Annotated in this window: 18 protein-coding genes; 17 read left to right on the forward strand and 1 reads right to left on the reverse strand. The window is 56.1% G+C overall.

The features are described from left to right. Positions 1-42: 42 nt before the first annotated feature. Positions 43-351 (reverse strand): BofC C-terminal domain-containing protein, encoded by a 309-nt coding sequence (locus B5E65_RS00295; protein WP_087169786.1) that lies wholly within the window; start codon positions 349-351, stop codon positions 43-45. Positions 352-628: 277 nt separating this feature from the next. Here B5E65_RS00295 and B5E65_RS00300 point away from each other — a divergent pair, with 277 nt between their 5' ends. The 17 genes from B5E65_RS00300 to B5E65_RS00375 all read left to right on the forward strand — a co-directional run bounded on the left by B5E65_RS00300 (position 629) and on the right by B5E65_RS00375 (position 21,229). Beyond that, positions 629-3,073, forward strand: coding sequence for a transglycosylase domain-containing protein (locus B5E65_RS00300; RefSeq protein WP_158098469.1), 2,445 nt, complete (start codon positions 629-631; stop codon positions 3,071-3,073). 231 nt (positions 3,074-3,304) lie between these two features. Then, the gene (locus tag B5E65_RS00305; RefSeq protein ID WP_242957438.1) at positions 3,305-3,730 is read left to right on the forward strand and encodes an ACT domain-containing protein; all 426 of its coding nucleotides are present in this window, start codon (positions 3,305-3,307) and stop codon (positions 3,728-3,730) included. 39 nt (positions 3,731-3,769) lie between these two features. Beyond that, positions 3,770-4,996 carry a homoserine dehydrogenase gene (locus B5E65_RS00310; RefSeq protein WP_087169789.1) on the forward strand — a complete coding sequence of 409 codons (1,227 nt, stop codon included), beginning with the start codon at positions 3,770-3,772 and terminating at the stop codon, positions 4,994-4,996. 13 nt (positions 4,997-5,009) lie between these two features. Next, entirely contained in the window at positions 5,010-5,900 is an 891-nt protein-coding gene (gene thrB / locus B5E65_RS00315) for a homoserine kinase (protein ID WP_242957439.1), read from the forward strand. Between the two features lie 34 nt (positions 5,901-5,934). Next, positions 5,935-7,140 (forward strand): aspartate kinase, encoded by a 1,206-nt coding sequence (locus tag B5E65_RS00320; RefSeq protein WP_087169791.1) that lies wholly within the window; start codon positions 5,935-5,937, stop codon positions 7,138-7,140. 166 nt (positions 7,141-7,306) lie between these two features. Further along, on the forward strand, positions 7,307-8,233 hold the full coding sequence (locus B5E65_RS00325) for a diacylglycerol/lipid kinase family protein (RefSeq protein ID WP_087169792.1): 927 nt from the start codon (positions 7,307-7,309) through the stop codon (positions 8,231-8,233). A gap of 223 nt (positions 8,234-8,456) precedes the next feature. After that, entirely contained in the window at positions 8,457-8,741 is a 285-nt protein-coding gene (locus B5E65_RS00330) for a co-chaperone GroES (protein ID WP_087169793.1), read from the forward strand. A gap of 88 nt (positions 8,742-8,829) precedes the next feature. After that, the gene (gene groL / locus B5E65_RS00335) at positions 8,830-10,464 is read left to right on the forward strand and encodes a chaperonin GroEL (protein WP_087169794.1); all 1,635 of its coding nucleotides are present in this window, start codon (positions 8,830-8,832) and stop codon (positions 10,462-10,464) included. A 212-nt stretch (positions 10,465-10,676) separates the two neighbouring features. Further along, the gene (locus tag B5E65_RS00340; RefSeq protein WP_087169795.1) at positions 10,677-10,889 is read left to right on the forward strand and encodes a DUF5348 domain-containing protein; all 213 of its coding nucleotides are present in this window, start codon (positions 10,677-10,679) and stop codon (positions 10,887-10,889) included. A gap of 1,075 nt (positions 10,890-11,964) precedes the next feature. Then, positions 11,965-12,600 carry a hypothetical protein gene (locus B5E65_RS00345; RefSeq protein WP_087169796.1) on the forward strand — a complete coding sequence of 212 codons (636 nt, stop codon included), beginning with the start codon at positions 11,965-11,967 and terminating at the stop codon, positions 12,598-12,600. Positions 12,601-12,776: 176 nt separating this feature from the next. Then, positions 12,777-13,157: a hypothetical protein gene (locus B5E65_RS00350; RefSeq protein ID WP_242957440.1), complete on the forward strand. Its 381-nt coding sequence runs from the start codon at positions 12,777-12,779 to the stop codon at positions 13,155-13,157. 38 nt (positions 13,158-13,195) lie between these two features. Continuing rightward, positions 13,196-15,280, forward strand: a complete 2,085-nt coding sequence (locus B5E65_RS00355) for a hypothetical protein (RefSeq protein ID WP_087169797.1) — start codon at positions 13,196-13,198, stop codon at positions 15,278-15,280. A gap of 65 nt (positions 15,281-15,345) precedes the next feature. After that, entirely contained in the window at positions 15,346-17,088 is a 1,743-nt protein-coding gene (locus B5E65_RS00360) for an NlpC/P60 family protein (RefSeq protein ID WP_242957441.1), read from the forward strand. Between the two features lie 16 nt (positions 17,089-17,104). Beyond that, on the forward strand, positions 17,105-17,482 hold the full coding sequence (locus B5E65_RS16770) for a hypothetical protein (protein WP_206406256.1): 378 nt from the start codon (positions 17,105-17,107) through the stop codon (positions 17,480-17,482). Further along, positions 17,424-19,952: a VirB4 family type IV secretion system protein gene (locus tag B5E65_RS00365; protein ID WP_206406257.1), complete on the forward strand. Its 2,529-nt coding sequence runs from the start codon at positions 17,424-17,426 to the stop codon at positions 19,950-19,952. The genes B5E65_RS16770 and B5E65_RS00365 overlap by 59 nt, the downstream gene beginning before the upstream one ends. A gap of 45 nt (positions 19,953-19,997) precedes the next feature. Next, a complete protein-coding gene (locus B5E65_RS00370) occupies positions 19,998-20,558 on the forward strand; it encodes a DUF5697 family protein (RefSeq protein WP_087169798.1) in 561 nt (186 codons plus the stop codon). Continuing rightward, the gene (locus B5E65_RS00375; protein WP_087169799.1) at positions 20,525-21,229 is read left to right on the forward strand and encodes a DUF6100 family protein; all 705 of its coding nucleotides are present in this window, start codon (positions 20,525-20,527) and stop codon (positions 21,227-21,229) included. The genes B5E65_RS00370 and B5E65_RS00375 overlap by 34 nt, the downstream gene beginning before the upstream one ends. Positions 21,230-21,348 lie beyond the last annotated feature (119 nt).

Raw genomic sequence — 21,348 nt, forward strand, 5'->3', positions numbered from 1 at the left:
TTCTTTTTTATTCTACCATGTTCGCAATGGTATTTCCACCCCTTACCAGCCAAAGTCCTCCAGCAGCCGCTGCAGCTCTTCCTCACTGTAAACCGGGATGCCTTCCCGCAGTGCCAGCACGTCCTGCTCCGGCAACAGGTTGGTGTATACCCCGGCGTATACTTCGGCAGGGGGCTGCGCGGTATCCTGGTCCGGTTCATACCGGGCCACCCGCCCGTTCACATCCCGCAGGATATACAGCGGCTGACGGGGCGCCGGTTCCACCGAGCGGGGGGCCAGCATCCACAAAAGCGCCAGTGCCAGCGCCAGTGCGCACAGGGCCGCCAGCACCCAAAACCATCGCTTGCTCATTCGGAAATCCTCCTTTGCGCGTTCTTGCGTTATCCGATACCATGGCAAACGGTATCAGGCTTAGTTTGGCCCGATTTCCCGGTTTCAACCGCCCAAACGGCAATTTTCACCGGTGGCCAAACGGCAATTTTCACCGGTGGTCTCTATACTTTTGACGGGTGGTTGTGGTATAATATCACTACATGCAGCAAATTGCCGCATGTGCATCCCCTTGCTTTCCGGCCGCAGAGCGGCTGTATTTCCCCTGAACGAGAGGTTTACAAGGAGGTCCCCTTTCATGGCAACCAGCAACCATTCTTCATCCCATCCGTCCTCCGGACGGCGGGTGATTTCCACCAGCCAGACCCACCGCAGTGCCGAGCCCCGGCCCGCGGCCCAGGGTTCCGGAGATGGCGGTCAGCCCCCCCGCCGGGGCGGCGGCAAAAAGAAAAAGAAATGGCGTGTGCTGCGCTTCCTGGTCCGGCTGTTCTGCATCTGCTGCTGCCTGGGCATCATGGTGGCGTCGGTGCTGGCCGTGCTGCTGAGCATGTATGTGGTCAAGGTCACCGAGGATGACGCGACCCTTCTGGATCTGGACAACATGAAACTGTCCTATACCACCCAGCTGCTGGCCTATAACGACGATACCGGCAACTGGGAGGTCACCGCCGAGCTCAGCCGCAACAACGACCGCAAATGGGTCGATCACAGCGAAGTACCTGACAACCTGAAGTGGGCGTTCGTGTGCACCGAGGACAAAACCTTCTACGAGCACAACGGCGTCAACTGGAAGCGTACCATTTCGGCCACCATCAACCTGTTCCTGGATAAGCTCACCGGCGGCCGCATCACGCTGTATTCTTCCCAGCAGGGCGCTTCCACCATCGACCAGCAGCTGATCAAAAATATCACGGGCGACGATGACACCGATCCCATGCGTAAAATCCGTGAGATCTTCCGTGCCATCTGGCTGGACGATAAGTACGGCAAGGATACCATTCTGGAAGCCTACATGAACACCATCAGCCTGACCGGTACCATCGCCGGTGTGCAGGCCGGTGCGCAGGCCTATTTCGGCAAGGACGTGGGCGATCTGACCCTGGCCGAGTGTGCCTCCATCGCCGCCATCACCAAGAGCCCCACCAAGTTCAGCCCGATCATCAACCCGGAGAACCACATCACCCGCCGGAATCATATCCTGGGCCTGATGCTGGAGCAGGGCAAGATCACCCAGTCGGAGTATGACCAGGCAGTGGCTTCGCCGCTGGTGCTGGCCACCGGCGCGGACGACACGGCTTCCAGCACCAATTCCTCCATTAACTCGTACTTCACCGACGCAGTCATCAAGGCGGCGGTGCAGGACATCATGGAAGAAGAGGGCCTGGAAGCGGGCGAGGAAAGCGCCGCCTACGATATTCTGTACAACAGCGGTCTGAAGATCTACACCACCATGGACATCGACATGCAGCGTACCATGGAAGAGTTCATGTACAACGAGGATCACAAGTACTTCCCGGATATGACCTACCAGCAGGAGGTGGATGCCCTGGGCGAGGATGACATCCCCGTTTATAACGAGGACGGCACCCTCAAGCAGAGCAAGGACGGCAAGTACTACCGCTATGTGGACGCGCAGGCGGCCATGGTCACCATCGACTACAACGGCGAGGTCAAAGCCCTGGTGGGCGGCCTGGGCGAGAAGACCGGCAACCTGACCTACAACCGTGTTACCGAGGGCTACCGGCCCAACGGTTCTTCCATGAAGCCCCTTACCGCCTATGCCCTGGCGATTCAGGACGGTGCGATCCACTACTCCATGCCCTTTATGGACATTCCGTTCTATACCAAGGAAGACAAAAAGGTTCTGGACGTGGATTACTGCAACCGGATGGGCTATCCGCTGAACGTCAACGATGCCCGCGTGCAGGCGGACCCCAATGCGTTCAAGTCCTGGCCCGCCAACGTGGACTCCATCACCAACCAGCCGATCCTGGCCTGTGATGCGCTGTCCAAGTCCAAGAATACCATTGCGGTATGGGTAGGCAGCCGGGTAGGCGTCAACCGTATGTTTGACTTTGCCCATACCACCCTGCACCTGAGCAAGCTGTCCGCCGAGACGGATATGGACTACGGCCCGATGGTACTGGGCAGCCAGACCGTCGGTATCAGTCCGCTGGAGCTGGCGGCCGCTTATCAGATCTTCAACAGCGGCACCTATGTAACCCCCCATCTGTACACCGCCATCACCTATGCCAACGGTGACGTGTATATCGACAAGACCAGCGACATCACCGTGACCCAGGCCCTGGACGAAGGGGCGGCCATGGTTATGAACCGGATGCTGCAGAACGTGCTGATCAACGGTACAGCGGCGGGCATGGCGCCCACCGGCGGCAATATGGCCGCTGCCGCCAAGACCGGTACCACCAACGACTGGAAGGATTACACCTTTGTGGGCCTGACCCCCTACTACGTCACCAGCATGTGGTGGGGCTATGACCAGCCCAAGAGCATGCGGGATATCCGCAACCAGAGCAACGATCCCATGAAGAAGGTCTGGCGCGACTATATGAACATCGTGCAGGACGGCCTGGAGAAGAAGGAGTTCAACTCCTCCTCCGATGTGCTGCAGCTGACCTTCTGCGCCGACAGCGGCGATATCGCGGGCCCCAACTGCCCCAATACCCGGGTGGGCTATTACCTGAGCAGCAACGTGCCCGACACCTGCATCCTGCATCCGTAAAACAGCGTTTTCAGCTGGAAAACCCCGGCCTGTGTATGCACTCGGCGCACAGGTCGGGGTTTGTGTATTGTGTGTGTCCGGCGGCCGGTATTGTTTACAAATCTGTGGCATATCGCCAAAAACCGCCGAAAAGCCTGTCCGCAGCTGTTTTTTCTCTTGCGCTCTATCATGGAAAAGTGGTATAGTAGGCTTAGTTTCAAAAACAACTGTTCGCATATGGAGGACACATCAATGCAGCGAAAGTTCTTGCTGGTGGACGTGCAGGTTCTGCCGGAGGTGTTCATCAAGGTGGTGCGTGCCAAAGAACTGCTGGCGTCCGGCGCGGCGGCCAACATTTCCGGCGCGGCCCGGCAGGTGGGGCTTTCCCGCAGCGCTTTCTATAAGTACAAGGATTGTGTCTTTGACGCGGAAAACAGCCGGGAAGTGGTCACGGTCCTGGCCACGCTGCTGGACGAAACCGGTGCCCTGCAGGCGCTTCTGGCCGGGATATCCGACGCCGGCGCCAGCATTGTGACCATCAACCAGTCCACGCCGGAAAACGGCGCCGCGCAGGTGGCGGTTTCCATCCGAACCAACACCATGCAGATGTCGGTGGAGGAGATGCTGCTCCGTCTGGGCCGTCAGCGCACAGTGGTGGAGGTGCGCCAGGGGGTGTGATCCCCCGTTACCATTTGTAAAGAGGGGAGAGAACGCCTTATGGCTAAGATCGCAATACTCGGATTCGGTACGGTGGGCAGCGGTGTGCTGGAGGTCATCCGCCGCAACGCCGCCGGGATCGGCCGCCGCGCCGGGGAACCGGTGGAGGTCAAGTATATTTTGGATATCCGGGATTTCTCCGGCCATCCGGACGCCGCCCTGTTTGTCAATAACATCGATGTGATCCTGTCCGACCCGGAGGTCCGGGTGGTGGTGGAGACCATCGGCGGGGTGCGGTTTGCCTATCCGTATGTAAAAGCCGCGCTGGAAAGCGGCCGCAGCGTCTGCACCAGCAACAAGGAACTGGTGGCTACCCACGGGGCGGAACTGCTGGCCATTGCCCGTTCCCACGGGGCGGCATTCCTGTTTGAGGCCAGCGTGGGCGGCGGTACCCCCATTATCACCCCCATGCACCAGTGCCTGGCAGCCAACGTGATTACCCAGGTGCAGGGGATTGTGAACGGTACCACCAACTTTATGCTTACCAAGATGGCCCGCGAAGGCATGGATTTTGCCGAGGCCCTCAAGCTGGCCCAGCAGCTGGGTTACGCCGAGACCCGGGATCCGGGCGACGATGTGGACGGCCCCGATGCCTGCCGCAAGATCAGCATCCTGTCAAGTTTGGCGTTCGGCCATCATATTTATCCACAGAACGTGCCCACCCGCGGCATCCGGGATGTGACCATCCTGGACGTGCAGGCGGCGGCCCGGCTGGACGGGGTCGTGCGGCTGATCGTCCACTCCCGCCAGGACGAAAACGGGCAGGTCTGGGCCGGTGTGGAGCCCATGCTGGTTCCCCAGACCAGCCAGCTGGCCGGCGTGGAAGACGTATTCAACGCGGTGCTGGTCAAGGGCGATATGCTGGGCGACGTGATCTTCTACGGCAAGGGCGCGGGCAAACTGCCCACCGCCAGCGCGGTGGTGGCCGATGTGATCGACGCGCTCAAGAATGGTTCCCACATCCACGACAGCCTGTTCTGGCAGGAGGCCGCCCCCGCGGAGGGCCTGCTGCAGGACCCGGCGCCCGCCGTCTGTCTGGTGCGGGTATCCGGTGTGGGCGAGAACGAAATGAGCGCTTTCTGCGGCGGCGAGCCGGTGCTTGCGCAGGCAGGCCAGCTCTGCTGGCTGACCCCGGCGCTCACCCCCGATGCGTTGGAAGCCCTGAAACAAAAAGTGGCGGCCGCCGGCGGTACGGTGCACCAGGTGCTGCGCCGTCTGGAAGAATGAGGAGGAGTGCTTGATGATCCGAGTTCGCGTTCCTGCCACCAGCGCCAATGTGGGCGCCGGATTCGACGCGCTGGGCCTGGCGGTAGGTATGTACAACGTGGTGGAATTCTCTCCCTGCGACCGTCTGGAGATCTCTACCTCCGACGGTACCAAGGTGCCCACCGGTTCTTCCAACCTGGTTTACCGGGCGGCCAAGGCCGTGTATGACCAGGTGGATCGGCCGTTCACCGGCCTGCGCATGGTGCAGACCAACACCATCCCCATGGCCCGGGGCCTGGGTTCCAGTTCCGCCTGCATCGTGGCGGGCATCCTGGGGGCCAACGCCCTGCTGGGCGGCCCGCTCACCCGGCGGCAGATGCTCACGCTGGCCACCGCCATTGAGGGCCATCCGGACAACGTGGCCCCCGCCATGCTGGGCGGTTTTGTTACCAGCGCCTTTGACGAGGGCCAGGTGTACAGCGTAAAAAAGGATATCCGGGAAGACCTGGTGTTCGGCGCCTTCGTGCCCAACTTCAAGCTGCTCACCGAGCAGGCCCGTCAGGCCCTGCCGGGGACTGTCTCCCATAAAGATGCGGTCTATAACCTGAGCCGGGCCGCTCTGGCCACCGCCGCGTTCTGCGACGGGGAATATGACCTGCTGCATGTGGCCACCAAGGACGCGCTGCATCAGAAATACCGTCTGCCGCTGATTCCCGGCGGTACGGAGGTGTTTGAACTGGCGCTGGATCTGGGCGCCTACGCGGTTTACCTGTCCGGCGCGGGCCCCACCATTATGGCGGTCCTGCACCGCAGCGACGAGCGGTTCTTTGCCCGGGCGGCGGAATGCCTGGCCCAGGACGATGCGCTCAAAGCCTTTACCCTGCATCGCCTGCTGCCGGATAATACCGGCGCTGTGGTTGAATAACGGCGTTTGCCGAATCGTTTGAAGGAGTGATGATATGGCGTTGATCGTGCAAAAGTTCGGCGGCAGCTCGGTTGCCGACCGTGAACGGATCTTCAACGTGGCCCGGATCGTGGCCAACACCCGCAATGCGGGCAACGATGTGGTGGTGGTGGTGTCTGCCCAGGGCGATACTACCGACGACCTGATCGAAAAAGCGGCGGAGATCACCCATGACCCCTCCCAGCGGGAGATGGATATGCTGCTGAGCACCGGCGAGCAGATCTCAATTGCGCTGCTGGCCATGGCGCTGGATTCCATCGGCACCCCGGCCATCAGCCTGACCGGCTGGCAGGCGGGCTTCCGTACCAACCGGGCCTATACCAAGGCCCGCATCACCAAGCTGGACACCGAGCGTATCGAGAGTGAACTGGCCCGCAACCGTGTGGTGGTAGTGGCCGGCTTCCAGGGCCTGAACCGGATGGACGACATCACCACCCTGGGCCGCGGCGGTTCCGATACCAGCGCGGTGGCCATTGCGGCGGCACTGCATGCGGACCGGTGCCAGATCTACACCGACGTGGAGGGCGTGTACACCGCCGATCCCCGTCATATTAAGAACGCCCGCAAGCTGCAGGAGATCAGCTTTGACGAGATGCTGGAACTGGCCAGCCTGGGCGCGCAGGTACTGAACAATCGCAGCGTGGAGCTTGCCAAGAAATACGGGGTGGAGCTGGAGGTTCTGTCCTCCCTCAATCCGATCCCCGGCACCATTGTGAAGGAGGTAGCAGACGTGGAAGGTATGCTGATCAAAGGGGTGGCCAAGGACGACAACGTGGCCGTCATCTCGATCCTGGAGGTGCCGGACGTGCCGGGCATCTCCTTTAAGGTGTTCGGGGCTCTTGCCCAGAAAAAGATCAACGTGGACATCATCCTGCAGAGCGTGGGCCGTGACGACAGCAAGGACCTGACCTTCACCGTGCCCCGTTCCGACGCGGAACTGGCCCTGGCCGTCCTGCGTGAGAACCTGAGCCGTATCGGCGGCACCGACATCAAGGTGGACACCGGCGTGGCCAAGGTCTCCATCGTGGGCGCTGGCATGCAGAGCCATTCCGGCGTGGCCAGCAGCATGTTCGAGGCCCTGTATGAGGCCAATGTGAACATCCGCATGATCTCCACCAGTGAGATCAAGATCAGCGTGATTATCGACCAGGCCGAGGCTGACCGGGCCGTGGCTGCCATCCACAGCGCCTTTATCCACTGATTCTTCCAACGCCATACAGGACTGTGCTCCGTGAGGAACGCAGTCCTTTTTTGTGCAGAAAACCGGTTATGGCGGGTCTGCCTATTGCCCCGGGGCCGCAGTTCCGGTACAATAAAAAAGAAGGAATCAGACCGGCGGCTCTCTGCCGCCGTGAAAGGACGATCCGATGGAACATATCTTCATCATCAATCCGGTGGCCGGCAAAACCAATGCGGCGGTGGAACTGGAACCCCGTATCCGGCAGGTCAGCCGGGAACTGGGCGTGGACGTACGGGTGGAAATCACCCGGGCGGCGGGGGATGCGGCCCGCATTGCCCGGGATATGGCAGCCTGCGGGCGGCCGGTGCGGCTGTACGCCTGCGGCGGCGACGGCACCCTCAATGAAATCCTGCAGGGGGCGGCCGGCCATCCGCAGGTGGAACTGGCCTGTCTGCCGCTGGGCAGCGGCAACGATTTTGTGCGCAATTTTGCCTGCCCGATCGAGCGGTTCCGGGATGTAAAGGCCCAGATCCGGGGCGAAGCCCAGTCGCTGGACGTGATCCTGACCGACCGGGGATACTGCGCGGCCATCTGTTCCGCCGGGCTGGACGCCCAGGTGGCTTATGGCATCCCGAAATTCCGGCGCATCCCGCTGTGCGGCGGCACGATGGCCTATAAACTGTCCATCCTGCAGCAGCTGCTGGGCCCGCTGGGGCGCCGTCTGGTGCTGGAGATCGACGGGCAGCGTATGGAACAGGATTGCCTGATGGCGGCTGTCTGCAACGGCAGTACCTATGGCGGCGGATTTTATGCCGCGCCCCAGGCCAGCCTGACCGACGGCCTGCTGGACGTGGTGGTGGTGCGCCGTATCAGTCTGCTGCGCATTGCCCGGGTGCTGGGCCTGTATAAGGAGGGCCGGCACATGCGGAACGGGGAGGTCCTGCCGGAGCTGCAGGACGTGATCTGGACCACCCGGGCCCGGCATGTGACGGTGCACCCGGCAGACGGCGGCAACATTGTGGTGAACCGGGACGGGGAGTGCGCCCCGCTTCCCGGCCTGGAAGCCCGGGTGGTGCCCGGCGCGGTGCGGTTTGTTCTGCCTGCCGAAGGATAACCCGCGCAGTTATTGCATATCCTGATACAGCGGCCCCGGGCCGCCCGCTTTGGCGGGTTGGCAGTCCGGGGCCGCTTTTGCAAACTGTTCACAAAAAATTTTTATTTTACCCTCTTGATTTTTGTATCAAAACTGCGTAAAATATGTATTAGCACTCAGGGATAATGAGTGCTAAACAAAAACAAAGCAAAATTTATTATACAAGCTTAGGAGGCTATGCGTTATGAAGATCAGACCTCTTGCTGACCGGGTCGTCATCAAGACCGTGGAAGCAGAAGAAACCACCAAGAGCGGCATCATCCTGGCCGGTTCCGCCAAGGAGAAGCCCCAGGTTGCCGAAGTGCTGGCTGTAGGCCCCGGCGGGCTTGTGGACGGCAAAGAGGTCGAGATGCTGGTCAAGGTGGGCGACAAGGTGCTCACCAGCAAGTATTCCGGCACCGAGGTCAAGGTGGACGGCGAGGAGTGCACCATCGTGCGCCAGAGCGATATCCTGGCTATCGTGGAGTAATCCCGGACGCATCGTTCCTGACATTCACAGCTAATACTGACAACGGCCCGCTTTGAGGGCGCGGCCGCCCAAAAAGGAGAGAGTTACTATGGCAAAGCAGATTCTGCATGGTGAAGAGGCCCGCAAGGCCCTTTCCCGCGGCATTGACACCCTGGCCGATACCGTTAAGATCACCCTGGGGCCCAAGGGCCGCAATGTGGTGCTGGGCAAGAAGTTCGGCAGCCCGGTGATCACCAACGACGGTGTGACCATCGCCAAGGAGATCGAACTGAAGGACGCTTTTGAGAACATGGGCGCTCAGCTGGTGCGCGAAGTCGCCACCAAGACCAACGACGCCGCGGGCGACGGTACCACTACCGCTACCGTTCTGGCGCAGGCTCTGGTCAACGAGGGCATGAAGAATGTGGCGGCCGGCGCCAATCCGATGGATGTGAAGCGCGGCATGCAGAAGGCTGTCAAGGCCGCTGTGGAAGCGTTTGCCGCCAACAGCCAGAAGATCTCCGGCTCCAAGGACATCGCCCGTGTGGCTACCGTGTCCGCCGGCGACGCCACCGTGGGCGAGCTGATCGCCGAGGCCATGGAGAAGGTCAGTGCCGACGGCGTGATCACCATTGAAGAGAGCAAGACCGCCGAGACCTACTCCGAGGTCGTGGAAGGCATGCAGTTCGACCGTGGCTACATCACCCCCTACATGGTCACCGATACCGAGAAGATGGAGTCCGTCATTGACGACGCCTACATCCTGATCACCGACAAGAAGATCAGCGTGATCCAGGACATCCTGCCCCTGCTGGAGCAGATCGTGCAGAGCGGCAAGAAGCTGGTCATCGTGGCCGAGGATGTGGAGGGCGAGGCCCTGTCCACCCTGATTGTCAACCGTCTGCGCGGCACCTTCACCTGCGTGGCTGTCAAGGCCCCCGGCTTCGGCGACCGCCGCAAGGAGATGCTGCAGGATATCGCCATCCTGACCGGCGGTCAGGTCATCAGCGAGGAGCTGGGCTACGAGCTGAAGGATGCCACCGTGAACATGCTGGGCCGTGCCCGTCAGGTCAAGGTCACCAAGGAGACCACCACCATTGTGGACGGCATGGGCGACAAGCAGGCCATCAAGGACCGTGTGGCCCAGATCCGTGCCCAGATGGAGGTTGCTACCAGCGACTTCGATAAGGAGAAGCTGCAGGAGCGTCTGGCCAAGCTGGCCGGCGGCGTGGCCGTCATCAAGGTCGGCGCTGCTACCGAAGTGGAGATGAAGGATAAGAAGCTCCGCATCGAGGACGCCCTGAACGCCACCAAGGCGGCTGTGGAAGAGGGCATTGTGGCCGGCGGCGGTACCGCCCCCATCAACGCCATGCCCGCTGTGCAGAAGGTCTGCAACGAGCTGGAGGGTGACGAGCGCACCGGCGCCCGGATCGTCCTGAAGGCTCTGGAGGCTCCTCTGCGCCAGATCGCCAAGAACGCCGGCCTGGAAGGCAGCGTGATCATCGACAAGATCATGGCTTCCGGCAAGGTCAACTATGGCTTTGATGCTCAGAATGAGGTTTACGGCGACATGATCGAGGCCGGTATCGTGGATCCCACCAAGGTGACCCGTTCCGCTCTGGAGAACGCTGCCAGCGTGGCCAGCATGGTTCTGACCACCGAGAGCCTGGTGGCTGACGAGCCCGAACCGCCGGCAGCTCCGGCTGCCCCCGGCGGCATGGACGGCATGGGCGGCATGTACTGAGCAACACAAAAAAAGCCTGTAAATAGGCCATTTTTCAGGGTTGGATAGTCTAACTTACGCCACACTTACGCCAATCTTACGCCAAAGAGAAGCGCCGAATAGGTAAATCAAAAGGCCGCTATTCACATTTGTGAGTAGCGGTCTTTGTTGTTAAAAAGCACACTGGGTATCTTTCCAGTGTGCTTTTTTCAACGAGAGGAAAGGAGAACCTTATGAAAAGCGGAGTTTTAGTTTATGATCGCGAGAATGAGCGCATGGATATTCGCTTCGGATTGGAGAACTATTATGGGGGCCTGCACTGCGGCACGACTTTCGACGTTCTGATTGGTCGCCGGTGGATACCCACCCGAATTGAACTGGGGAGAGCCTGGTATCTGGTCGGCATAAAAACAAGTAACCTGGAGGGGTTAAGAGTCCGCATCTAAACACACCGTTCCAAAGATCATCACACCAAACCTGCAATCAGGAGGAACCATGACATGAAGTGCCTGCTCAAATATCGTTGGGTCAAGCTTCCCAGAGCCCAACTTCCTCAGGGCAAGGGCGTATTGGGTTATTGGAGCAGACTCGCGGCTCGGGCAGCATTCAGAAAAGGCACGGCATGTTATTGTGGCTATCACAATGAAGTTGTGCCCGGTATGTGGTCTGGCGGAATCGTCGGCCTAAAAAGCATCCTCGGAGTTCGCCGACATGCTCAGGCGCTTCAGATTATGGATCAGCTACAATCGCTCGGTTATATAAGGTATAGCCTGGATCAGAAGACCAAACGATTGGATTACCAGATCTGCGACTGGGTCATCAGCTGCTCCGGCCAGGGATGCTCAGCCGGAACAGTATATGCCACAGATGGGTATGGTTTCCTCTGCCTCCCGCGCAATATCACACAGAGGCTTGTCAAGCATAACTACAAATTTGAAGAAGCAGACGCATTGCTGGATCTATGGTGCCACACAACATGGCAGGATTCACGCAATGCGTTTTCTTTTTTAGCGCCGGCAGTTCAGTTTGGTGAATACGGAGCAGTTCTGACACTTGAATACCTCGGTCAACGCTGGGGCTGGGAACGGACTAAGGTCTGGAGGTTTTTCAGAAAACATGAGGGTGCCTTTCCTCTTTACCGTCTCCCCGGCGCCTTTGGGTGCCTGGTATTCAATTCCCTGTATCCGACCGAACCCTATTCTGAATTGCCGAAACAGGCCGATGTTGAACGCATTTTGACCAAAATACGCATTATGGGGCAGAATACGCACATTTCTGGCACAGACCATGCCCGTCTTTGCAAGATGGTTTTGTGGTATAGCAGACAACTAAGCGGTGAACCGAGCTGCGTCCCAGCACAGGATGAAATTGCTCGCGTTGCAGTTTCGCACTCTATTAAATACGCGTATTTTTCTCTGTGTTGGAATTGCAAGAATTGTATGTTTGACTGCAGTGAGTGTGAAGTTTTATCGAAAGCACCTGAATCGTTTTTCAACGATCGACAAGATAAGGAGGATTATCGTGGCCAAACAACCGATTGCCGAAAAGGCATTATACGAACAAGAAGAACAGCAGATACAAGAAAAGTCCGATGCTTTCATCCGGATTTTGACACAGCGAGGAATTCTGGGAAACGATCAGATCAAGGACGAACGGATTCGGCAAGCCCAGCAGGAAAAGCAGCGCCGTATGTATCACAACACAAGGCTGCTCCTGGAACAATACCGGAATATCGCATGGGCGCTGGAATGTTTCCCCGATACGATTGCTGCGGATCTGGATCACCCGCTGGGGGATCTGGACTCTCTGCTCGGCAAGATGGATCTGGAAATGGGTCTTGGGAACCGCAAACTGGAGAGTCGTCTGGAAAGCGTAAAAAAGTCCCGTTTGTTGCTGGATCGGGTCAACGAGGCTCTGACTGTTCTGAAACGAAAGCCTGACAATGGCCCCAAAATGTATGAACTCATCTACCAAACCTACCTGGCCCCCGAAAAACTGAGCCATGCTGACCTGCTGTACCGGCTTGACATCTCCTCGCGTCACTATTACCGGCTTCGTCAGCAGGCCATCACCATTCTGTCAATTCGTTTGTGGTCCGCTCCTTCCAACGAGGTTGATTCCTGGCTTGAAATCCTCACATTGCTTGAAAGCCTTTGATGAAAATGTGATGGCAAAGAAAAAGGCACAAAATTGGCAAGGTGGGCGCCGATGACATGTAAATGCGAAAAAGGTATACTGATATTGTCCCAAAGTAGGACAAAACGAAAACGCCGCTTTTGAAGCACAAAGCTTTGGAAGCGGCATTTTTTATCGAAAAACAGGAGGACAAATCAATGCAAAAACTCTATTCACTGTGCAAAAAGCGCTTGCAGCCGCTTTTTTGCGCCACTGCTGGCATCCTCTACATGACGATGCTTACCGCACAGCCGGTATTCGCAGAAGATGTTGCGACCGGTGGTGAGAATATCTGGAGCCGCTTCTCCACGATCATGCAAGATGTCTATGGCGAGCTGGTAGCCATCAGCACGATCGTAGCCGTTACAGTGGCATCTATCGCACTGATTATCCGTATGGTTTCGCGGAATCAGCGGGCTGTTGACGAAGCCACGGGTTGGCTCAAGCGCATTGTTATCACCTGGATCGTACTGAGCTCGCTGGGCTTCATCGTTGCTTACCTGCAGCCGCTGATCTCTGGCGGCCAGTATACGCCCTGACGGAGAGCCATGGAAGAGAAAGCAAGGAGTGAACCAGCATGTTAGACTGGATTTTTGAAGGGATCATCACCTGGATCTCCAGCATTGCCTCTTCGCTGATGGACGCTGTATCTGGGCTGTTTCTGAACGCTTTGGGTGCCGATATGACCGTTATGGAGGAATACTTCCCCTTCATCACGGTGGCATACACGGTCATGCAGTATATGGCGTGGGCGATTCTTTTTCTGATTACAGTCTGGCAGCTGTTTCGGACGTTTGGAGGCCCCATCACCGAGGCGGAACACCCGCTGCATCTAATCGCACGCAGCTCTATTTTTGCCCTGCTTATCGGGTATGCAAGACCGATATTTATGGTGGCATTGGACATTGCGCGTGCTCCATATACAGCGCTCTTGGATCTCAGCATGACCAGCGAGGATTTTACTTTTGCAGGCCTTGAGGAGACGCTCAGCAATGGTTTGCTGACAATCGCATCGACAGTAACCGTTATTGCTCCAATTCTGCTGCTGATTCTGCTTATTTCGATTGGCTGGAACTATTTCAAACTGCTGCTTGAAACCGTAGAACGGTATATCGTGGTCGGTGTGCTTTGCTACACCAGCCCACTCGCCTTCGCCATGGGTGGCTCCAAAGAAACCAACCAGGTATTCAAGAGCTGGTGCCGTATGGTCGGCTCGCAGCTCCTGTTACTTGTCATGAATGTATGGTTTCTGCGAGCCTTCAGCTCGTCTGTGGGCCAGTATATTGGAAACGGCGGTGCGGTTTCGACCGGACATGGTTCGATCTTTCTTTGGTTCTTCTGCGCATTAGCGTTTTTGAAGACGGCGCAAAGATTTGACAGCTACTTGGCCTCCATTGGCCTGAACGTAGCACAGACCGGTTCCAGCATGGGTATGGAAATGCTGATGGCCGCCCGGGTGCTTACCGGATTCGCCGGTAGCGCCAGCAGCGCAGGCAGTGTTTTCCGGAATACCTCTGCAGCTGGAACGGCTACAGCTACCGGTTTTGCAGCTGGGTTCGCTAACCGTTTCAAGCCGAATAGCTATGTGCGCGATGCTGTAGTGGAAGGCGGCAGTCGAATGGGGTTGGGCGGCAGTGTTGGCTTTGTCGGACGCGCATTTGGCGGTATTGCTGCGCGCAACGGCGCCACCTTGACCGGCGATTCCATCTCCTCTGTAGCTACACGCCCTGACAGTGTGTCGGGTAGCATTGGCGGCGATATTGCGAACCGCAGTCTCGGTAACTATATGCCGCAGTTGGGACGGCATACTCTGAGCAACACGCAGATCACCGGCGGCCATATCAGCACGACGGCAACCGATGCTGCCGGTAAAACCAGCAATGTTGAACTGTTCAACGCTGCACAGTTTGAGGCCCCGACGGCGCCTCACTCGCTGGTCAATGCTGCAGACGGAAGCTCGTGGTATCAGGTCGCAACCGGTGAAGGAAGAGGCGCCTTCTATGACGCACCCAACTTCACAGGAAGTGCTTCGGAAGCTGCCCGGGTGGCAGAAACATTCCCTGGCGCTGCCGAGGGGACGATGTTGCGCACGGTTGGCGAAGGTGTGCTTGAGGCAACCACGGATAACGGAAGTTCGCTCTGGTACAACAGTGCGTTCTTTGCCGAGCCAGATGCTCCACACAGCGTCATGCAGTCGGACAATGGCGTGGAATGGTATGCTATGCAGCCTAAAGCAGATGCGCCTCGATTTGAACAGGGTGATGCAGCAATCGCGTATAATCAGGCTGAATTCCGGAAGTTCATGCCTGGCTTTGAGGAGCAGATTGTTGCGGTTGATTCCAGACATCGTGATGACGGGCATTTCGAAGTTCGTCACGAAGATGGTTCCGGTACAGCATTCTATGACACCGCACAGTTTGATACGCCCAGGGGCGACTACCAGGTCTACGAGAGCTTCGATGGGAAGCAGTGGATTGCAATTCACGGAGACGCGGCGGTGGAACGCCGTCCTGTTTACGAGAACGGTCAGGCCGTTTATGATGGCGAAAACGTTAAAACGGTCTCGGTGGAAACCGTCCGTTACAAGAACACTCCCAGTCGCTTCAAAGAACCTGAGCGGCGCGAAAACTATGATTTCCAGCCACCGCGCCGGAAACGATAAATATATTCAAGACGGGCCTTCGGTGACATTCCGTTGGCCCGCCTTGTTTTTCAGGAGGATAACAGATGGCAGAACCGGAAAAACAGCAATTCGGAGACGGCAGAGACAACTATGCCGGTGCTGCCCGTCAATTAAGCGATGCTCTCCAGCAAGCTGGGCAAACCGGAACCCGACAAGCTGTGTCAAACGGAGCAGCCGCCCTGGTACAATCCGGCATCAAGAGCGGGAAAGCTGTATCAGAGATTGCAGCCGGAACCGCAGCAGGTGGCCCGTGGGGGGCAATCCTTTCAGCGGCGTGGTCGTTACGGCACACCCTGTTTAAGATACTCGCATGTCTTTGTGTGCTTCTTCTCATATTTGTAATTCTGATCGTATCCATTCCCTCAGTCGTGCTCAACGGCGTATTGGGCCTGAACGGGTCGATTGTTGACATGGACAACCCCATGTCTATGATGCAGTCGTATGAAGAAATGTCTGCTGAAGTTTCCGCAGCCGTAGACCGGGGATACCAGGTAGCGCTCGAACGCGTGGATCAACTTATCCAGGACGGTGGATATGACTATGAAATGTCCATAGAGTCATTGATCGACGAAGCGAAAAGTGCCTCCGGTTTCAATGCCGCGTATGTATTGGCTGCGTATTCCGCATCCATGCTGCAGCAAGGCACAAGCGCGGATGATATGACTGCGAAACTTGACGCTGTGGCAGAGCAAATGTTTCCCATTTCCAGCGAAGAGAAAGAGAAGGAACGGGTCATTCCCCTGACCTACACCACATACCGGGAAGTTACCGTTACTGTGGTATATGGTCAAACCTTTATCGGTATCGTGAATGGCCAGATGCAATTCCGGTATGATGTAGCCGTCAGAGGGGGCTACTATGAACCCGACGGAAGCATCACAACCTTGGAGCCTGTAACCACCACTGCATACCGTGCCGAAGATGTCACGGTTCCCGTTTACACCGATGGCCGTATCTCCGGCACGACCAGTGCCACATACTATGTGCCGGATGGGACTGAAACTCTCACCCCCAGCACAGAAACGGTTGTGTATCTGGAATGTACCATCCATCCGTTTGATCAGGATGTCGTTCTGGATGCGTTTGGAATCGATCCTGACGCGCCGTATGACAACTTTGGAATCACCTATGGTGAAGCTATCAGTAATATGGCGACAGCCTTACAGAAGACGCTGTACGGTGCCCAGGGCGGCAGTCAAGGCGGAGAATCGGTTCCGCTCACAGATGAAGAACTCATCGCATTTGTCGAGCGGCAGAACTGCAACGAAACGCGCAAGCACATTTTGTCAACAGCACTGTCACTCGTTGGCAAGGTTCCATATTTCTGGGGCGGAAAATCCGATGCCGGGTGGAACGATGAATGGAACACCCCCAAAGTGGTCACGGCTACCGGCTCCAGCGCAACCGGCACGATCCTTCCTTACGGCCTGGATTGCAGCGGGTACACGGACTGGGTGTTCAAAACGGCAATGGGCGTAAGCATCAAAGCTGGAAGCTGGAACCAATGGGATAACAGCTATGCCATCACGGAGGCGGAACTGCTTCCGGGCGATCTTGGATTTATGGCTGTGCCCGGCACTGTACCCGTCAACCATGTTTTGATATACGCAGGCGAGAATGAGGATGGTGCGCACATGTGGGTTCATTGCACAAGTGGTTCAGGTGTTGTCCTCAACTCCCCGGACTATGTGTCGTATTATCGCCGTCCCATCAACGTCGATTATGATGCGCCCGTTTTATCCGGGACCGGGCTCCAGACGACGGAGCCATCACAGAACAGTGAATGAGCCAGGAGTTCAGACAATGGAAGAAAAAGAATACAGCAATATCTATGCGATCCCCGCAAACTACACCGATTCCGGCAAGCTGCTGGGAGGAATGGTGGAGACCCGATGCGCAGTGGAAGCAATCTTTTTAGTGGGGCTGGTTGGGTATCCGGAGCTGTTTTGGATACCCATGCCCACCACGATCCGCATCGTTTGCATGACGGTGACCCTGCTGCCGCTTGGAGTAGTCGCCCTCATGGGAGCTGATGGAGGCTCTCTCTTACAGTATCTCTGGAATATCGTCTGTTTTTTCACGCATCGCCGTAAGCTTCATTGCAGGAGGGTTGGTTACCAATATGCGCAGCAAACAGGAAAAAAACGCAAAAAAGCCAAGGGCAAAAAAGCAAAAGCTTGATTTTGTCCAGGACTATCTCGGAATCCGGGATCTGAGGAATGGCATCCTTGAAATGTCCGATGGCCGTTACATCAAGATCCTGGAGATCGAGCCCATCAATTTCACACTGAGGTCCGATGAGGAACAGTACAACATTATTTCCAGTTTTGCGAGCTGGCTGAAAATCTCCCCTATGCGCCTGCAATTCAAGTCCATAACGCGAAAGGCTGATTCTGACAAACACATCGCAATGGTACAAGCAGAATTGGCACAGGAGGACAACGCACAGTGCCGCGCGCTCGGTGAAGAATACATCGAACTGATCCGTGACGTTGGGAGCCGAGAGGCTCTTACGAGGCGGTTCTTCCTCGTCTTTGAGTACGAGGCTGTTGGCCGCCACGAAAGCAACGATTATGCCAAAATCTATGCTGCACTTCAGACCGTAGAACACAATGCCCGGGCATATTTCCTTCAATGTGGAAACAGCATCGTGCAACCAAAAGACCCGGATGAAGCCACCGCAGAGATTTTGTACATGTTTTATAACCGGCATTCCTGTGTAAATGAACCTTTTTCGTCGCGGGTCAACCGCGTCGTGGTTGATACCATGGCTGCAGAGAATAAGGTCATCGGTATTGACCCGATTCCGAGCATCCCTATCGCACATTTTTTGGCTCCCCGTGGCATCGACCTTACCCACCACAACTACATCATCATGGACGGGCGATACTATACGATCCTTTATATCAGAGGCAACGGATACCCCAGCAAGGTACGGGCCGGATGGATGTCTGCGCTGATCAACGCAGGCGAAGGAATCGACATTGACATCCATCTGCGGCGCGAAAACCGCAGCAAAGCCATCGACAAGGTTGCGCAAAGAATCCGGTGGAACCGAACAAAAATCAAAGGAATGCAGGACACAAGCACCGACTACGAGGAGCTGGCCAATTCCATCCAGGCAGGCTACTACATCAAAAACGGTATTGCCAATGACAACGAAGATTTGTTCTACATGAGCACCTTCATTACCGTGTCAGCAAAGACCTACGAGGAGCTATTGTGGCGCAAGCAGCAAATGACCGACCTGCTCAAATCCATGGACATGTTCATCAGCGAGTGCAATTTCCAGCAGGAAGCTGCGCTGCAGTCAATCATGCCGTTTTTAAAGATAGCCCCCAAACTGGAGAAAAAGGCACAGCGGAACGTGCTGACCAGCGGCGCCGCTTCCAGCTATATCTTTACGAGTTACGAGATGTCCGACGATACCGGCGTACTTCTTGGGGTCAACCGGCATAATAATTCCCTGTGCATTGTGGACTTGTTCAACACCAAAATGCACAAAAATGCCAATCTGAACTTGTTGGGGACCTCGGGCGCCGGTAAGACCTTCACCATGCAGCTGTTGGCACTGCGGATGCGAATGCGCGGAATCCAGTGCTATATCATTGCTCCGATTAAAGGCCACGAATTCCGGCGTGCCTGCAACAAGATCGGTGGTGAATTTATCCGCATAGCACCGGGATCACCCCATTGTATCAATATCATGGAGATCCGTCATACGATTTCCCCTGAGATGGAACTCATTGATGAAATTGACTATTCGGAAATGGATTCTCTTCTTGCCCGTAAAATCCAGCAGCTGATGATCTTCTTTGGCCTTCTGATTCCTGACATCACCAATGAGGAAGAGCAGATGCTGGATGAGGCTTTGATCAAAACCTACGCAGGCTTTGGAATCACCCATGATAACCAGTCGGTATATGAAGATCTGTCGGCAACTCCGCCCAAGATGAAGAAAATGCCGATTCTGGGCGATCTACACAAACACCTGCAGGAAAACCCCATGACACAAAGACTGGCGGCCATCATTAGCCGGTTTGTGACCGGGTCGGCCCAGAGCTTCAACCGCCCCACCAATGTGGACTTGAGCAACAAGTATATTGTTCTGGACCTGAGTGAACTGAAGGGAAAGTTGCTTCCTGTGGGCATGTTCATTGCTCTGGACTATGTGTGGGATGAAATCAAATCTGACCGTACCAAACGGAAGGCCATCTTTATCGACGAAATCTGGCAGCTCATCGGTGCCGGGTCCAACCGTATGGCCGCCGAGTTCTGTCTGGAGATTTTTAAGGTCATCCGTGGATTTGGCGGCGCTGCAATTTCTGCAACACAAGACCTATCGGACTTCTTTGGTCTTGATGACGGACGGTACGGCAGAGCCATTATCAACAACTCGAAAAACAAGATTATCCTGAACCTCGAACCCGATGAGGCTGAGCATGTCCGGGAAACGCTCAAGCTTACCCGCACAGAAGTGCGCGCCATTACCCAGTTTGAACGGGGTGAGGCTCTGATCAGCTCCAACAATAATAAGGTCCCGGTGGTGATCAAGGCATCCAAAATAGAGAAAGAAATGATTACCACTGACCGTGCCGAACTGGAGACCCTTCTCCACGAACGGCAGCAGAATCAAACGCATTCAGAATGAAATACGCATTTGATATGAAAATGCGTACAGCAAGGAGGTGAAATTATGTTGCTGGAAGATGAGCAGCATGTGATCAAATGGCTGTCCCAATACGGAGCCCTGCCCAAAACGCAGATCCTGCAGATGCTCTATAATAAGCCGCGCAGTACAGCCGAGAAAATCATCCGCAATCTCAAACGGAACATGCAGATCACCGATGTTGGCGGCGGCTATTATCTTGGCCTGGATGGATTATGCAAGCCCGATCAGCGAATGATCCTGGCCGTTTGGGTACTGCTGAAATTCATCAATGTCGTCGATCCCATGGCGCACTATCCTGCGACTTACCCGGCGCAACTCTTCTTTCTGAAAGAGAACACCGGCTATGAAATTGTGGTTTTGTACGAAGGTGAACAGCACTTGAGTAAATTGCTGCATCCGCAGGACGATGATACCAAATACATTTTTGTATTACCCAATATACAGATGGCGTCGCAGCTGGTACTACCTGCGGCGCCTTGTTTGTTTGCGACGGTTGAGTTCAACGGGGAGAAAATCCCCGAGGTATTGTTTTACCGAGGAGGTGATGAGGAATGGACGACATCAGTTCGTTTGCCAGAACGCTGACAAAACTGGAACGGCTTATGGCCAAGCTCGATATGGCCGTGAGCAATACCCGCTGTATGTTCGGTGTTAAAAACATGGAATTGACCTACGATGTATCGCTGCGAGTAGCGGAACTGATGGAAAAAGCCGTGCTGGTTGCCAGAGCACTGCCGGCTTATACCGGTGCGCCTGACGCAGCCATGATGGTTGCCAAGCAGACCGCTTCCGTAGTTCCTGTCGAAATCGGCTTCACAGATGAGGGGTGGTTCTCACTGCGGATGCCGATGCTGCTTCCGAAAAAAGAACATGGATCAGCCGACTATATTCGTTCTATCCTGTTCCCTGAAATGCAGCGGTTTTTCCACAACCAAGCCCCCTGCCGGTTCAAAGATTGTGTGCTGATCTATCGGCACGTCTACTCACGGGATCGGCCGGAGCGCCAACGCAGGGATCACGATAATATCGAGATCAATATGGTTTCGGACATTGTAGCTCTTTATACCATGCTGGATGACGCACCCTCACGATGCCGCCATTACTACTGCAGCGCTGAATCGGACAGCGAAAGAACAGAAGTTTATGTTGTCCCTTCCGAGGAGTTCATCCAATGGCTCAGTCAGGAAAAAGACTTTCCTGCAAACGGTCCAGCCTTGTCCGAATTTGCCCCGAAACAGTCCCAAAAAGATATGTAAAAACTGCTCTTTTCCGCCGCTTCAAAATGACATAGCTGCAATTGGCAGAAAAAGCGCAGAGGAATCCACTTTTTGGGGACATCGACTATGCAGCAATCCGACAAAGAGAGCAGTCCTCT

This window comes from Gemmiger sp. An120 (assembly GCF_002160955.1).
GTDB lineage: Bacteria > Bacillota > Clostridia > Oscillospirales > Ruminococcaceae > Gemmiger_A > Gemmiger_A avium.

Coding starts and splice junctions, on each gene's coding strand:
- B5E65_RS00295 (WP_087169786.1), bottom strand. CDS start 351: ATGAGCAAGCGATGGTTTTGGGTGCTGGCGGCCCTGTGCGCACTGGCG.
- B5E65_RS00300 (WP_158098469.1), top strand. CDS start 629: ATGGCAACCAGCAACCATTCTTCATCCCATCCGTCCTCCGGACGGCGG.
- B5E65_RS00305 (WP_242957438.1), top strand. CDS start 3,305: ATGCAGCGAAAGTTCTTGCTGGTGGACGTGCAGGTTCTGCCGGAGGTG.
- B5E65_RS00310 (WP_087169789.1), top strand. CDS start 3,770: ATGGCTAAGATCGCAATACTCGGATTCGGTACGGTGGGCAGCGGTGTG.
- thrB (WP_242957439.1), top strand. CDS start 5,010: ATGATCCGAGTTCGCGTTCCTGCCACCAGCGCCAATGTGGGCGCCGGA.
- B5E65_RS00320 (WP_087169791.1), top strand. CDS start 5,935: ATGGCGTTGATCGTGCAAAAGTTCGGCGGCAGCTCGGTTGCCGACCGT.
- B5E65_RS00325 (WP_087169792.1), top strand. CDS start 7,307: ATGGAACATATCTTCATCATCAATCCGGTGGCCGGCAAAACCAATGCG.
- B5E65_RS00330 (WP_087169793.1), top strand. CDS start 8,457: ATGAAGATCAGACCTCTTGCTGACCGGGTCGTCATCAAGACCGTGGAA.
- groL (WP_087169794.1), top strand. CDS start 8,830: ATGGCAAAGCAGATTCTGCATGGTGAAGAGGCCCGCAAGGCCCTTTCC.
- B5E65_RS00340 (WP_087169795.1), top strand. CDS start 10,677: ATGAAAAGCGGAGTTTTAGTTTATGATCGCGAGAATGAGCGCATGGAT.
- B5E65_RS00350 (WP_242957440.1), top strand. CDS start 12,777: ATGCAAAAACTCTATTCACTGTGCAAAAAGCGCTTGCAGCCGCTTTTT.
- B5E65_RS00355 (WP_087169797.1), top strand. CDS start 13,196: ATGTTAGACTGGATTTTTGAAGGGATCATCACCTGGATCTCCAGCATT.
- B5E65_RS00360 (WP_242957441.1), top strand. CDS start 15,346: ATGGCAGAACCGGAAAAACAGCAATTCGGAGACGGCAGAGACAACTAT.
- B5E65_RS16770 (WP_206406256.1), top strand. CDS start 17,105: ATGGAAGAAAAAGAATACAGCAATATCTATGCGATCCCCGCAAACTAC.
- B5E65_RS00365 (WP_206406257.1), top strand. CDS start 17,424: ATGCGCAGCAAACAGGAAAAAAACGCAAAAAAGCCAAGGGCAAAAAAG.
- B5E65_RS00370 (WP_087169798.1), top strand. CDS start 19,998: ATGTTGCTGGAAGATGAGCAGCATGTGATCAAATGGCTGTCCCAATAC.
- B5E65_RS00375 (WP_087169799.1), top strand. CDS start 20,525: ATGGACGACATCAGTTCGTTTGCCAGAACGCTGACAAAACTGGAACGG.